Below are 11,997 nucleotides of genomic sequence, written 5' to 3'. Positions count from 1 at the left end.
CGGGAGGTGCTCAATGCCAGCGATCATCGATCTCACCGGGTCCGTCGCCGTCGTGACGGGCGGGACGCGGGGCGTCGGCGCGGGAATCGGCCGCGCCCTGCTGGAGGCCGGGGCCGAGGTGGTGACCTGCGCTCGGCGGCCCCCCGACGAGCCGGTGCGGGCGGCCGGGCGCACCGCCCGCTTCCTCCCCGTCGACCTGCGCGACCCCGATGCCGTCGGCGCCTTCTTCCGGCGGGTCGGGGACGAGTACGGCCGCTTGGACACCCTGGTGAACAACGCCGGGGGCACCCCGTTCCGTACCCTCGCCGACGGCGGTGCCCGGCCTGCCGCCCGGGTCGTCGAACTGAACCTGCTCGCCCCGCTGACCGCCTCGCTCGCCGCGTACGACGTGATGCGCGCGACGGGGACGGACGGCTCGATCACCATGATCGGCAGCGTCAGCGGTACCCGACCCTCACCGGGCACCGCGGCCTACGGCGCCGCCAAGGCGGGCCTGGAGAACCTGGCCCGCTCCATGGCCGTGGAGTGGGCCCCGGCGGTACGGGTCAACACCGTCGTCGTCGGCATGGTCCGCACCGAACTGTCCCACCTGCACTACGGGGACGAGGCCGGCGTGGCCGCGGTCGGCCGCACCGTCCCGCTCGGCAGGCTCGCCGAACCCACCGAGATCGGCGACGCCTGCGTCTTCCTCGCCTCGCACCGGGCCGCGTACATCAGCGGCGCGAGCCTGCACGCACACGGCGGCGGCGAACGCCCGGCATTCCTGGACGCCGCCACTGTCAACAACTGACTGGGCTGTTACGGGTCGACCCGCGGCTGGTACGGACCGACTCGCACCCGTTGTTCCGAAAACCCCGCCCCCGCCTCGAAAGGCAGGATCACCATGACCGGACTGTGCACCGGACGCGTCGCCGTCGTCACCGGAGCGGGCCGCGGCCTGGGCCGTGCGCACGCCCTCGCCCTGGCCGCCGAGGGCGCCCGGGTCGTCGTCAACGACCTCGGTGTCGGCCTGGACGGCAGCGGCGGCGCCGCCGGCCCCGCCCAGGAGGTCGTCGACGAGATCCGGGCCCGCGGCGGCGAGGCGGTCGCGCACGGCGGCGACATCGCCACCACGGACGGAGCCGCCTCACTCGTCGCCGCCGCGCTCGACACGTACGGCCGGCTCGACACCCTCGTCAACAACGCCGGGTTCCTCCGCGACCGGATGCTGATCAACCTCGACGAGGACGACTGGGACGCCGTGATGCGGGTCCATCTCAAGGGCCACTTCCTGACGCTGCGGCACGCCGCGGCGCACTGGCGCGCGGAGGCCAAGGCCGGCCGTACGCCCACAGCCCGGGTGATCAACACCAGTTCGGGCGCCGGCCTGCTCGGCAGCGTCGGCCAGGGAAACTACGCGGCCGCCAAGGCCGGCATCGTCGGGCTCACCCTGGTCGCCGCCGCGGAGATGGCCCGGTACGGCGTCCAGGTCAACGCGATCGCCCCAGCTGCCCGTACCCGGATGACCGAGCAGGCCTTCGCCGAGACCATGGCCGCGCCGGGCGAGGGCGCCTTCGACGCGATGGCCCCGGAAAACGTCTCCCCGCTCGTGGTTTGGCTCGGCTCCGCCGACTCCGCCGGGGTGACCGGCCGGGTCTTCGAAGCGGAGGGCGGACGCATCACCGTCATGGAAGGCTGGCACCCCGGCCCCACCGCCGACAAGAACGCCCGCTGGACCCCGACAGAAGCAGGCGAAGCAACCCGCAAGCTCCTCGCCGAGGCCGAACCTCCGCAGTCGGTGTACGGGGCACAGTGACGCGGTGGACGGGGCGCGGGCTCGACCGCCGAGCGGGTCGCGGAGGGGCAACGCGATCATTCATGGATGTACACAAGATTTGATAGAGGATCTTGAGGACTCGCTGGCGATCGCCGAGCGCGAGCGGCGCGAGGCCGAGGGAACTCAGCCGGAGGAGCGGCCGAGGCGAGTGAGCAGAATGCGGACCGCCGCCTCAGGGTTGGCAGCCACCGGGCACTGTACGTCATCGACGACGACGCGATCAGCACATCGCGAAGCCCCGGGCCGTACGCGAACCCATGTCAGGGGCGCGCCGCGGCAGGCTGGGCAGAGGCAAGCCCGGCTGGACGGGGGAGACCAGCCGGGCTTGGTTCGTGGTGTCTGCGCAGCAGGGCGCGTGGGGGTTTGTCAGTGGCGTCCGTGGGCGGAGCTTGCGGCGCCGCTGAACAGTCGGGCCACGGCCCGGAACGGCAGGGTGACGACGGTGGCGATGGCCCCGCCGATGGATCGAAGAACGTCTGCGATTGCGCTCAGCATGGTGGACCTCCGTCCTCCTCAGCGCGGTGCGCCGGGTCAGGGCTTGCCGCTGCACGGCCGATCACTGGGGCAGGTGCCCGGTGATCGGCCGAGGAAACGTAGCCGGTGACCATGTACAGAACACCGTCGGAATGACCTGCGAAAAAACCTGATGGGCCGATCGGCAGGGAAGCGGCGAGCACTGTCAGTGACTGCCCATACTCTGTCGTCCATAGAAGATCCACATGGAAAGCAGATCGGCAAGAAGGCCTTGAACATCCGCGCCGTCCGAGATGGGCACGGCCAAACGCTCGGCGTCGGACTCGCTCTTGCCCGGCGCATGCTCCAGTTCCTGAACTACGCGGTCTTCGGGCTGGGCTGGTGGTGGGCCATCTGGGACGCCAAGAGCCAGACGTTCGCCGACAAGCTCACCAACGTGGTCTCGTCCAGGCCGAGACCCCTGCCGCCTCTCACGTCCCCGGCCCCGGCTCCTGGTAGTACCCCCCTGTCAGAACACGGACTCCAACAACCGTCGCCCCCGCGGCCCGCTATGACGTGGGGACGGGAGCTGGCCGGCCTCAGCGTCATGGTGCGGGAGACCACGTAGATGCGCCGACAGGCAGTGGGTGGTTAGCACCCGGCCCGGTTTCCCGCTCACTGGGAAAAGCGTCTCCCGTGGTGGGTCCGGGGCGGCCTAGCCTCGCCGGACAGGCCGTCGCCGTGCAGGAGGACGAGAAGATGACTGCTCCCCATGACGAGGTCCGCGTCATCGACGCGGGTCGCCCGCCCGCCCGCTTCGCTCGCGGCTGGCACTGTCTCGGTCTCGCCGACGCCTTCAAGGACGGTGTGCCGCACGAGGTCGAGGCGTTCGGTACCAGGCTGGTGGTGTTCCAGGGGGAGAGCGACGGGGCGCTGCATGTGCTCAATGCTTACTGCCCGCACATGGGCGGCAATCTTGCCCATGGTTCGGTGAAGGGTGACGCCGTTGCCTGTCCGTTTCACGACTGGCGATGGTCCGGCAATGGGCGGTGCGCCGGTGTGCCGTATGCCCGTCGGGTGCCGCCGCGGGCCCGTACCCGCGCGTGGACCACGCTGGAGGAGAACCGCCAGCTGTTCGTCTGGTACGACCCCGAGGGCAATCCGCCGCCGCCCGAGGTGACCATCCCGCGTATCGAGGGCGCCTTCAGCGACGAGTGGAGCGGCTGGACCTGGCACACGATCCGGGTGGAGGGCGCCAACTGCCGCGAGATCGTGGACAACATCGTGGACATGGCGCACTTCTACTACGTGCACTACTCCTTTCCCACGTACTTCAAGAACGTCTTCGAGGGGCACATCGCCACCCAGTACATGGAGAGCTCCCCGCGCGAGGACGTCGATCTCGGCGGGCTCAGTGCCCCGCTGCGCTCCGACGCCTCCTACTACGGCCCCTCCTACATGATCGACTACCTCTGGACGCCGGTGGCCGAGGGTGTCGAGACGGAGATGGTGCTGATCAACTGCCACTATCCGATCGACGCGGACAGCTTCCTGCTGCAATACGGCGCCATTGTGAAGAAGCTGCCGGGGATGACGGACGCGGAGGCCGCGGAGGCCGCCCGGCTCACCGCCGAGGGGTTGGCGACCGGGTTCGAGCAGGATGTCGAGATCTGGCGTAACAAGACCCGGATCGACAATCCGTTGCTGACCGAGGAGGACGGCCCGGTGTACCAGCTGCGCCGCTGGTACGAACAGTTCTACGTGGACGCCGGGGAGGTGCGGGACGAGATGGTCCAGCGGTTCGAGTTCGAGGTCGACACCGAACGGGCCAACAAGGCCTGGCGCGCCGAGGTCGACGAGAACCTGGCGCGCCGGGCGGCGACCGTGCCCGACGCCTCGGAAACACGGACCGTGCCCGATGATGCCAAGGAAACGCGGGCCGTGCCCGACGCCGCGGAATCGCGGACCGCGAGCGGTGCCTGACGTGCAGCCGGTGGAGTGCGCGGCCTGCGGCAACCAGGTCCGCTGCGAGAAGTTCAGCCATGCGCACACGTCCGTGCAGTGGACGGCCGAAGCGGCCGCCGTCTGCCCGGAGTTCGGCAGCCGCGTCGCGGCGGGCGAGACCGGCGCCCGGATCCGGACGTGCCCGGCGCTGCGCGACAGCATCGGCAGAGCGGTGGCGGCGGGCGTTCTGACGGTCACCCGCCGGGACGACGCCGGTCCGGAGGCCGCCGATGCCTGAGCCGCGTACGTACCGGCTGCGCGTCACCGAGGTGATCGACGAGACGGCCGACGCTCGTTCTTTCGTGCTCCAGCCGCCGGACGGGGCGGCGGACCGGTTCGCCTACCGTCCCGGGCAGTTCCTGACGGTGCGGTTGCCGGGGTCCGGCGGCGACGGGGCGGCGGCCGTGGCGCGGTGCTACTCCCTCGCCAGTTCACCGGATACCGGTGAGCCGCTGAGGATCACTGTCAAGCGCGTGACCGGGGGGTACGGGTCGCACTGGCTCTGCGACCGGGTCGCGGCCGGGGACGAGCTGGAGGTGTTTCCTCCGGCCGGCACCTTCACGCCGGACTCCCTCGACTGCGACCTGCTGCTGGTCGCGGGTGGGAGCGGCATTACGCCGGTCCTCTCCATCGCCAAGTCGGCTCTGGTGCGGGGGCGGGGCCGGGTGGCGCTGTTGTACGCCAACCGGGACGAGGCTGCCGTCGTCTTCCGGAACGAACTGCGGGAGCTGGGTGAGGACTTCCCGAGCCGGCTGGTGGTGATCCACTGGCTGGAGACGCTCCAGGGGCTGCCCACGGCCGATCGGCTGGCGGCGGTGGTTGCGCCGTACGCCGGACGGGACACCTACGTCTGCGGGCCCGAGCCCCTGATGGACGCGGTGCAAGCCGCGCTGGACGGTACCCGCGTGCACCGGGAGCGGTTCTTCTCCCTCGGCGCCGATGTCTTTGCCGCACCGGCCGCACCGGCCGCCCCGACCGCCGCGGGGCCCGTACCGGCGGTCGACGGGGAGCCCGTACCGGCGGTCGACGGGGAGCCCGTGGCCGAGGTGGAACTGGACGGTGTGACGCATGTCGTCGGCTGGCCCGAGCGGACGACACTGCTCGACGCCCTGCTCGCCGCCGGCGTCGACGCGCCGTACTCCTGCCGGGAGGCGGCCTGCGGCGCCTGTGCCTGCCGGGTCGTTTCCGGCGAGGTGAAGATGGCCGGCAATGACGTGCTCGACGAGCAGGACCTCACCGAGGGCTATGTCCTGGCCTGCCAGGCCCTGCCCGTCACCGACCGGGTCGGGATCAGCTACTCCTGACCACTGACCCCTGCCCCGCAGCGTCGGCGTCGGCACCCGCCTCAAGGCACCCGCCTCAAGTCACCCGTCCCGAGGCACCCGCCCCGAGGTTCACCTCCACGCGGTTCACTTCAACACCGCTCACCTGCACACCGCTCACCTGCACACCGTTCACATCCACTCGGCGAATCGCAGCCACGACATCAGTGTGTCCATCTGGCCCGGTTCCAGGGGCGGGGCCACCTCCTGGGCCGCGCGCGGCTGCACCGCGCGCCCCGGCCCGTACAGGGCTCCCCACACCGACCGCGCGGTCCCGAGCACCATGGGCGCCAGCCGCTCCAGTTCGCGGTGGATGCCGTTGCCGCACACCGAGATCGCGGCGACCGCGCGCCCGGCGCCCCGCAGCGGTGCCGCCACGCACGACACGCCGCGGAAGGCCTCCTCCCGGTCGTAGGCCACGCCGCGTTCGCGGACACGCGTCAGCTCCGCGCGGAGGGACCGCGGCCGGACGAGCGTGTACGGCGTACGCGGCCGCAGCCCGGCCCGCAGCACCTCGGCGACCAGCGCCTCCTCGCTGAAGGCCAGGATCGCCTTGCCGGTCCCCGTGCAGTACGCCGGCTGCCGGCCGCCGATCCGGGACGGTACCGAGGCGTCCGCCGTGCCGCCGAGCCGCTCCAGGTACACCACTTCGGGGCCGTCGAGAACCGCGAGGTGCACCACGTGCCCGGCCCTCTCGTGCAGCGCGTGCAGATGCGGCAGCGCGGCCCGGCGCAGCCGGTTGTGGTGCGCGGCCGACGCGCCCAGCTCCAGCATCCCCATGCCCAGCCGGTAGTCCCGGCCGTCGCGTTCCAGCCAGCCCAGCCGCACCAGTTGGTCCAGTATCCGGTGCACGGAGGAGCGGGGAAGCCCGGAGCGGCGTACCACCTCGGTGAGTGTCAGCCGGGGCGTGGCGCCCTTGAAGGCGCCCAGGACGAGTGCGGCCTTCTCCAGAAGCGACGGCGCTTGCACGGTCATCGGCGACTCCTGTGAGGAGCGGGGGAGGGGTGCCGTGAGCCTGCCACGGTTCCCGCTGAGCGGGAACCCACTATTTCTAAAAGAAATAGTCAGCCGTAGATTCGCCGCACCTTCGCACCTTCGCACCTTCGCACCTCCGCATCGCACGGCCGCATTCACGGCTTGAGACACGACTTGAGAGGGGACGCCATGAGCGAAGACGCCATGAGCGCGCACGCGGTCCTCGCCGCCGTCCGGGAACTCGCCCCTGTGCTCCGGGAGCGCGCCCCCGAGGCCGAGCAGCTCTGCCGGGTGCCCGACGCCTCGATCAAGGAACTGGAGGAGACCGGCTTCTTCCGGCTGCTCCAGCCGCGGGCGTACGGCGGCCACGCGGCGAACCCGGCGCTCTTCTACGAGGCGGTCAAGGAGATCGCCAAGGCGTGCGGCTCCACCGGATGGGTCGCCTCCGTACTCGGCGTCCACCCCTGGCACGTCGGCCTGTACGACCCCAGGGCCCAGGAAGAGGTCTGGGGCGTCGGCCGCGGCACCCGCATCGCCTCCTCCTACGCCCCCACCGGCAAGGTCACCGTCGCCGACGGCGGCTTCCGGATCTCCGGCCGCTGGCACTTCTCCTCCGGCTGCGACCACGCCGACTGGGCGCTGCTCGGCGGGCTGATCCTCGGCGAGGACGGCACGCCCGTCGACATGCGGACCTTCCTCGTGCCGCGTACCCAGTACACCGTCGACCGGGTCTGGGACACCGTGGGCCTGCGCGGCACCGGCAGCAACGACATCGTCATCGAGGACGCCTTCGTGCCCGAGCACCGGGCGCTCAGCTTCGGCCCGGTCAGCGCGCTGCGGACACCGGGCCAGGCACTGAACCCCGAGCCGCTGTTCCGGCTGCCGTACGCCTCCGTCTTCACCACCGCGATCTCCACCCCGCTCGTCGGCATCGCCGAGGGCGCGTACGAGGCGTACGCGGCGGTCACCCGGGAACGCATCCGGGTCTCCTACGGCCAGAAGGTCGCCGAGGACCCCTTCGCGCAGGTCCGGATCGCCCGCGCGGCCGGCGACATCGACGCGGCCTGGCTGCAACTGCGCCGCAACATGAGCGAGCTGTACGGGTGTGCCGAGCGCGGCGAGGACCCGACGCCGGAGCTGCGCGCCCGCGTCCGCCGCGACCAGGTGATGGCCACCGAACGGGCCGTTTCGGCGGTGGACCTGCTGGTGGAGAACGCCGGCGGCAGCGCGATGCGCAACGGCCCGAGCCCCGTGCAGCGCGCCTGGCGCGATGTCCACACCGGCCGGGGGCACGCCGCCAACGACCCCGAGCGGGCGCTGGTCCTCTTCGGGCAGGCGGCGCTCGGCATCGAGATCCAGGACACGATGCTCTGATGGGGGAGCAGATGACCGCGCAGCTCACGTACGAGTCGACGTCGCGGACGGCCAAGGCGGCCGGGATCGCGCTGCACTACCACGAGGCGGGGCCCGCCGACCGCCCGGACGCACCGGTCGTGATCATGCTGCACGGCGGCGGCCCCGGCGCCTCCGGCTGGAGCAACTTCGGAGCGAACCTGCCCGTCTTCGCCCGTACCTTCCGTACTCTCCTGGTCGACCAGCCCTGCTTCGGCCGCTCCGCCAAGCCCGAGCTCGACCGGGACTACTTCAGCTACAGTGCGGGCGCCGTTGCCGCCCTGATGGACGAACTGGGCATCGAACGGGCGCACTTCATCGGCAACTCGCTCGGCGGCGGCACCTCCGTCCGCATGGCGCTGAACCACCCGGACAAGGTCGGCAAGCTGCTGCTGATGGGCCCGGGCGGGATCTCCCTCAACCTCTTCGCGCCCGACCCGACCGAAGGCATCAAGCGGCTCTTCGAGTTCCAGTCGGCACCCGAGCCGACCAAGGAACAGCTGCGCGCCTTCCTGAGCGTCATGGCGTACGACCAGTCCATCGTCACCGACGAGCTGGTCGAGGAGCGCTGGGCCTCGGCCACCGACCCCGAGACGAAGCTCGGCAACGCCCGGATGGCCGCCGCATTCGCCAACCCCGCCTGGGCGCAGGACTGGATGCTCTGGCGCGAGGCCCACCGCATCACTCAGCCTGTCCTCCTCACCTGGGGCCGCGAGGACCGCACCAATCCGCTCGACGGGGCGCTGGTGGCCCTCAAGACCATCCCCGACGCCCGGCTGCACGTCTTCCCGCACTGCGGCCACTGGGCGCAGACCGAGCAGGCGGATGAGTTCAACCGGCTCGCCGCCGCCTTCTTTTCCCAATGAACAGCAGCTTCTCGCACTGACCACCCCACCGACAGAGAGGTGTTCCCCATGGACATCCGTGCCCTGGGCTATCTGCGGGTGGAGACCACCCGGTTCGAGGAGTGGCGCACCTACGCGCTGGACCTCCTCGGCATGGTGGCGGCCACCGGCACCGACGACGACACGCTCTACCTGCGGATGGACGACCGCGCCCACCGCATCGCCGTCGTCCGTTCCACCACCGACCGGCTGCAGGCGGCCGGCTGGGAGGTCGCCAACGCCGCCGCGCTCGCGGCGGCGGCGCGGGAGCTGGAGGAGGCCGGCGTCACCGTGAAGCACGCCGATGACGCACTGCTGGCCGAACGCCGCGTGCAGGGCCTGATCCAGTGCGCCGACCCCTGCGGCAACCCCCTGGAGATCTTCTGGGGGCAGGCGCAGGACCACACCCCGCTCGGCACTCCGTACGGCAACCGTTTCGTCACCGGTGGCCTCGGCCTGGGCCACGTCGTCCTGCCGGTACCGGACATCGAGGCGGCGCTGGACTTCTACGAGAACCTGCTCGGCTTCCAGCTGCGCGACTCGATGCGGCTGCCGCCGGAGGGCGTACCCACCGCCACCGAGCAGCGGGACTTCCACTGGATGCACTTCCTGAGCCCCAACCGCCGCCACCACAGCCTGGGCCTGTACCCCGGCGCGCTGCCCCCGGGCATCGTGCACTTCATGGTGGAGCTGGAGACCCTGGACGACGTGGGCCGCGGCCTGGACCGTATGCACGTCGCCGACATCCCCATCGCCTCCACCCTCGGCCGGCACACCAACGACCGGATGGTCTCCTTCTACGCCCAGGCGCCCGGCGGCTTCCAGGTCGAGTACGGCTGGGACGGCCTGATCGTGGACCCGGCCACCTGGGTGGCCAAGGAGATCACCGCCGACAGCTTCTGGGGACACCGATGGAACGGCTGAGCGAGCGTGCCGTGGATGCGGCCGACTTCCGGGACGTCCTGGGGCGCTTCGCGACCGGGATCACGATCGTGGCGGGGCTCGGCGCCGACGGGCGGCCCGCGGGCTTCGCCTGCCAGTCCTTCGCCTCGCTCTCCCTCGACCCGCCGCTGGTCATGCTGGCGGTGGGCAGGGCGTCCACCAGCTGGCCGCTGATCGAGCGGACCGGCCGGTTCTGCGTCAACATCCTCGCCGAGCACCAGCGCGAGACCTGCGCGGCGTTCGGCCGCAGCGGCCCCGACAAGTTCGCCGGCGTGCCCTGGAGCACCGGCGAGCACGGCACCGTACGCATCGACGGCGCGCTCGCCTTCGTGGAGTGCGAGCTGGAGGCCGTGTACGAGGCGGGCGACCACCACCTGGTCACCGCGCGCGTCCTGGCGCTCGACGCCCGGGAGGACGGCCGGCCGCTCCTGTACTTCCGCAGCCGCTACGCCGTGGGAGCCTTCTGATGACGAGCGATGCTTCCGCTTCCTGGGGCCACACCTACGACGTGGTGGTGATCGGGTCCGGTGCCGCGGGCCTGGCAGCGGCGCTCACCGCCCGGCTGCGCGGCCTCACCGTGCTGGTGGCCGAGAAGACCGACCGGTACGGCGGGTCCACGGCACTGTCCGGCGGGGCCGTCTGGATACCGGGCAACTTCCATCTGGACGCCGCGGGACTCGGCGACACGAGGGAGAAGGCGCGCGCGTACCTCGACGTGACCGTCGGGGACCGGGTGCCCGCCGAGCGCAAGGAGGCGTACCTGGAGTACGGCCCGGCGATGCTGCGCGAGTTCCACGACCGCACCGCGGTCCGGTTCCGGTACACCCCTGGCTACAGCGACTACTACCCGGAGCGGCTCGGCGGCGCCTCGCAGGGCCGCTCCGTCGAACCGGAGGTCTTCGACCTCAAGCGGCTGAATTCGGAACAGCTCCGCACCTTGCGGCGCGCCGGGCTGCCCACCTACGGCCTCACCATCACCTCCTACGACTTCCGCTTCCTGAACATGGCGGCCCGCACCTGGGCGGGCCGGCGCACCTCGCTGAAGGTGGGCCTTCAGGCGCTGCGGGACCGTGCCACGGGCCGCAAGCCGGTCGCGCTCGGGGAGGCGCTGATCGCCCGCATGCGCCACTCGCTCGACCGGCTCGGCGCTGACCTGTGGCTCTCCGCGCCGCTCACCTCCCTGGTGACCGAGGACGGCCGGGTGACGGGCGTACGTCTCGACCGTGGCGGGGGCGAGGTCACCGTACGGGCCGCCGGCGGTGTCGTCCTGGCCTCCGGCGGCTTCTCGCACAGCACCCGGCTGCGGGAGAAGTACCTCCCGGCGCCGACCTCCCCGGAGTGGTCGGCGGCGGCCGAGGGCCAGACCGGGGACGCGCTCGAAGCGGCCGTCGCGGTGGGCGCGGCGACCGACCTGATGGACAAGGTGTGGGGCGCGCCGTCCGTGGTGGCGCCGGGCGAGAAGCCGTTCTTCCTGGTCGCGGACCGCGGCATCCCCGGCATGGTGATCGTGGACCAGGCGGGCGAGCGGTACGCCAACGAGGCCGCGCCGTACCACGAGTTCGTGGACGCCATGTACGCGCACCACCGGCCGGGCGCCTCCACCGTGCCGTCCTGGCTGATCCTCGACGCCACCTCCAAGGCCCGCTACGTCATCATGGGCCTGCTGCCGGGACAGCCGTTCCCCAGGAAGTGGCTCGCGAGCGGCTTTGTGAAGAAGGCCGGCACGGTGGCGGAACTCGCCGCGCAGACCGCACTCCCCGCCGAGCGGCTGCGGGCCACGCTCGACCGCTTCAACGGCTTCGCCCGCGCGGGCCACGACGCCGACTTCCGGCGCGGCGCGAGCGTGTACGACCGCTACTACGGCGACCCCACCCTGCCCAACCCCAACCTGGCGCCGCTCGAAAAGCCCCCGTACTACGCGATCCCCGTCCACCCCGGGGACATCGGTACCAAGGGCGGCCCGGTCACCGACGCGTCGGCTCGCGTGCTGCGCGCCGACGGCTCGGTCATCGAGGGCCTGTACGCCTCCGGCAACGCCTCGGCGGCGGTGATGGGGGAGACCTATCCGGGGCCGGGCGCGACCATCGGGCCCGCGATGACGTTCAGCTGGATCGCGGTCAACGACATCGCGGAGGCGATGGACTCGCGCTGAGCACCGTATGACGTACGAAGCCGTACGACGCATGAGGAAGCCCGCCGGTCGCCGCCG

General features: G+C 71.6%; 13 protein-coding genes. 11 read left to right on the top strand and 2 right to left on the bottom strand.

Going from position 1 to position 11,997, the window contains the following annotated elements; all coding sequences use genetic code 11:
- The first annotated feature begins 13 nt into the window (after window positions 1-13).
- On the top strand, window positions 14-790 hold the full coding sequence (locus tag ACIGQF_RS09590; RefSeq protein ID WP_399707529.1) for an SDR family oxidoreductase: 777 nt from the start codon (window positions 14-16) through the stop codon (window positions 788-790).
- Between the two features lie 93 nt (window positions 791-883).
- Window positions 884-1,795: an SDR family oxidoreductase gene (locus ACIGQF_RS09585; protein ID WP_399707527.1), complete on the top strand. Its 912-nt coding sequence runs from the start codon at window positions 884-886 to the stop codon at window positions 1,793-1,795.
- 387 nt (window positions 1,796-2,182) lie between these two features.
- Here the strand turns inward: ACIGQF_RS09585 and ACIGQF_RS09580 are convergent, their stop codons facing one another.
- On the bottom strand, window positions 2,183-2,311 hold the full coding sequence (locus tag ACIGQF_RS09580) for an LPFR motif small protein (protein WP_399707525.1): 129 nt from the start codon (window positions 2,309-2,311) through the stop codon (window positions 2,183-2,185).
- Window positions 2,312-2,462: 151 nt separating this feature from the next.
- Between ACIGQF_RS09580 and ACIGQF_RS09575 the strand changes: the two genes are divergently transcribed.
- From ACIGQF_RS09575 to ACIGQF_RS09560, 4 genes are all read left to right on the top strand, one after another.
- Entirely contained in the window at window positions 2,463-2,897 is a 435-nt protein-coding gene (locus ACIGQF_RS09575; protein ID WP_399707522.1) for an RDD family protein, read from the top strand.
- Between the two features lie 131 nt (window positions 2,898-3,028).
- The gene (locus ACIGQF_RS09570; protein WP_399707520.1) at window positions 3,029-4,252 is read left to right on the top strand and encodes a Rieske 2Fe-2S domain-containing protein; all 1,224 of its coding nucleotides are present in this window, start codon (window positions 3,029-3,031) and stop codon (window positions 4,250-4,252) included.
- Window positions 4,245-4,511: a hypothetical protein gene (locus tag ACIGQF_RS09565; RefSeq protein ID WP_399707518.1), complete on the top strand. Its 267-nt coding sequence runs from the start codon at window positions 4,245-4,247 to the stop codon at window positions 4,509-4,511. Before ACIGQF_RS09570 ends, ACIGQF_RS09565 begins: the two co-directional genes overlap by 8 nt.
- A complete protein-coding gene (locus ACIGQF_RS09560; protein ID WP_399707516.1) occupies window positions 4,504-5,577 on the top strand; it encodes a 2Fe-2S iron-sulfur cluster-binding protein in 1,074 nt (357 codons plus the stop codon). Before ACIGQF_RS09565 ends, ACIGQF_RS09560 begins: the two co-directional genes overlap by 8 nt.
- A gap of 150 nt (window positions 5,578-5,727) precedes the next feature.
- On the opposite strand, the gene ACIGQF_RS09555 is transcribed toward ACIGQF_RS09560, so the two are convergent.
- Entirely contained in the window at window positions 5,728-6,570 is an 843-nt protein-coding gene (locus ACIGQF_RS09555; protein ID WP_399707514.1) for an IclR family transcriptional regulator, read from the bottom strand.
- 189 nt (window positions 6,571-6,759) lie between these two features.
- Here ACIGQF_RS09555 and hsaA point away from each other — a divergent pair, with 189 nt between their 5' ends.
- Genes hsaA through ACIGQF_RS09530 form a run of 5 tightly spaced genes read left to right on the top strand, consistent with a single transcriptional unit; the run spans window position 6,760 to window position 11,940 of the window.
- Complete coding sequence (gene hsaA, locus ACIGQF_RS09550; protein ID WP_399707512.1) at window positions 6,760-7,944, top strand: 3-hydroxy-9,10-secoandrosta-1,3,5(10)-triene-9,17-dione monooxygenase oxygenase subunit; 1,185 nt, start codon at window positions 6,760-6,762, stop codon at window positions 7,942-7,944.
- The gene (gene hsaD / locus ACIGQF_RS09545) at window positions 7,944-8,828 is read left to right on the top strand and encodes a 4,5:9,10-diseco-3-hydroxy-5,9,17-trioxoandrosta-1(10),2-diene-4-oate hydrolase (RefSeq protein ID WP_399707510.1); all 885 of its coding nucleotides are present in this window, start codon (window positions 7,944-7,946) and stop codon (window positions 8,826-8,828) included. Before hsaA ends, hsaD begins: the two co-directional genes overlap by 1 nt.
- Before the next feature lie 48 nt (window positions 8,829-8,876).
- Window positions 8,877-9,770, top strand: coding sequence for a VOC family protein (locus ACIGQF_RS09540; RefSeq protein ID WP_399707508.1), 894 nt, complete (start codon window positions 8,877-8,879; stop codon window positions 9,768-9,770).
- Window positions 9,758-10,255: a flavin reductase family protein gene (locus ACIGQF_RS09535; protein WP_399707506.1), complete on the top strand. Its 498-nt coding sequence runs from the start codon at window positions 9,758-9,760 to the stop codon at window positions 10,253-10,255. The genes ACIGQF_RS09540 and ACIGQF_RS09535 overlap by 13 nt, the downstream gene beginning before the upstream one ends.
- Entirely contained in the window at window positions 10,255-11,940 is a 1,686-nt protein-coding gene (locus ACIGQF_RS09530) for an FAD-dependent oxidoreductase (RefSeq protein ID WP_399707504.1), read from the top strand. Before ACIGQF_RS09535 ends, ACIGQF_RS09530 begins: the two co-directional genes overlap by 1 nt.
- The last annotated feature ends 57 nt before the right edge of the window (window positions 11,941-11,997 follow it).

The organism is Streptomyces sp. NPDC053560, assembly GCF_044544605.1.
Classification (GTDB): Bacteria; Actinomycetota; Actinomycetes; order Streptomycetales; family Streptomycetaceae; genus Streptomyces.
Note: the sequence above shows the minus strand (reverse complement) of the source record. Positions and strands in the feature narration are given on the sequence as shown.

Excerpts from the sequence above, each read along its gene's own strand:
- ACIGQF_RS09590 (WP_399707529.1), top strand. The coding sequence starts at position 14 with ATGCCAGCGATCATCGATCTCACCGGGTCCGTCGCCGTCGTGACGGGC.
- ACIGQF_RS09585 (WP_399707527.1), top strand. The coding sequence starts at position 884 with ATGACCGGACTGTGCACCGGACGCGTCGCCGTCGTCACCGGAGCGGGC.
- ACIGQF_RS09580 (WP_399707525.1), bottom strand. The coding sequence starts at position 2,311 with ATGCTGAGCGCAATCGCAGACGTTCTTCGATCCATCGGCGGGGCCATC.
- ACIGQF_RS09575 (WP_399707522.1), top strand. The coding sequence starts at position 2,463 with ATGGGCCGATCGGCAGGGAAGCGGCGAGCACTGTCAGTGACTGCCCAT.
- ACIGQF_RS09570 (WP_399707520.1), top strand. The coding sequence starts at position 3,029 with ATGACTGCTCCCCATGACGAGGTCCGCGTCATCGACGCGGGTCGCCCG.
- ACIGQF_RS09560 (WP_399707516.1), top strand. The coding sequence starts at position 4,504 with ATGCCTGAGCCGCGTACGTACCGGCTGCGCGTCACCGAGGTGATCGAC.
- ACIGQF_RS09555 (WP_399707514.1), bottom strand. The coding sequence starts at position 6,570 with ATGACCGTGCAAGCGCCGTCGCTTCTGGAGAAGGCCGCACTCGTCCTG.
- hsaA (WP_399707512.1), top strand. The coding sequence starts at position 6,760 with ATGAGCGAAGACGCCATGAGCGCGCACGCGGTCCTCGCCGCCGTCCGG.
- hsaD (WP_399707510.1), top strand. The coding sequence starts at position 7,944 with ATGGGGGAGCAGATGACCGCGCAGCTCACGTACGAGTCGACGTCGCGG.
- ACIGQF_RS09540 (WP_399707508.1), top strand. The coding sequence starts at position 8,877 with ATGGACATCCGTGCCCTGGGCTATCTGCGGGTGGAGACCACCCGGTTC.
- ACIGQF_RS09535 (WP_399707506.1), top strand. The coding sequence starts at position 9,758 with ATGGAACGGCTGAGCGAGCGTGCCGTGGATGCGGCCGACTTCCGGGAC.
- ACIGQF_RS09530 (WP_399707504.1), top strand. The coding sequence starts at position 10,255 with ATGACGAGCGATGCTTCCGCTTCCTGGGGCCACACCTACGACGTGGTG.